General features: G+C 45.1%; 2 pseudogenes. Both read left to right on the forward strand.

The window, feature by feature from the left end:
* Positions 1–271, forward strand: a pseudogene (locus PRIP_RS17885) (CgeB family protein); the annotation flags it as partial.
* Positions 237–700, forward strand: a pseudogene (locus PRIP_RS15975) (DUF3880 domain-containing protein); the annotation flags it as partial. The pseudogenes PRIP_RS17885 and PRIP_RS15975, both read left to right, overlap by 35 nt.

A 700-nucleotide genomic window follows, 5' to 3' on the forward strand; every position in this document is an offset into this window, starting at 1 on the left:
CGACAAGGAAGTGCAACTGATTTCTTTTACACCGGACAATTGGGAAGAAGTGCTGGAGCGGGAACAACCCCATGTACTCATGGTCGAATCTGCGTGGCATGGCAATGAGAAGGCCTGGGAATACAAAATCGGTCGGTATGCGAACCAAGACCGTAGCGCCTTGCTTGGTTTACTCGACTGGTGCCGCCAAAACGAAGTACCGACGATTTTCTGGAACAAAGAAGACCCGATTCACTATGAGAAATTTATCGATACGGCGAAGTTGTTTTGATTATATTTATACCACCGATGCCGATATGATTCCCAAGTACAAAGCTGCTGCAGGACATGACAATGTCTTTGCTCAAAGTTTTGCGATTCAACCAGAAATGCATAACCCCATCCAATTATATCCACAACGCATCGATAAAATGTGTTTTGCAGGTTCCTATTATGCGAATCGCCATGAAGACCGCCGACGAGATATGGATCAAATTTTAGGAATTACGCAGAAATATGGCCTGGCGATTTATGATCGCAACTTCGAACGGCACTCCCCGGATTTCCAATTTCCCGCGCAGTTTTTGCCCAATGTTATAGGAAGCCTTGCGTACAATGAGATGAATGTGGCGTATAAAGGGTACAAATATATGCTGAATATCAATAGTATCAAAGGGTCGCCAACGATGTTCTCCCGTCGTGTGTTTGAAGGGTTGGCTTG

It is taken from the genome of Paenilisteria riparia FSL S10-1204, from assembly GCF_000525995.1.
Classification (GTDB): Bacteria; Bacillota; Bacilli; order Lactobacillales; family Listeriaceae; genus Listeria_A; species Listeria_A riparia.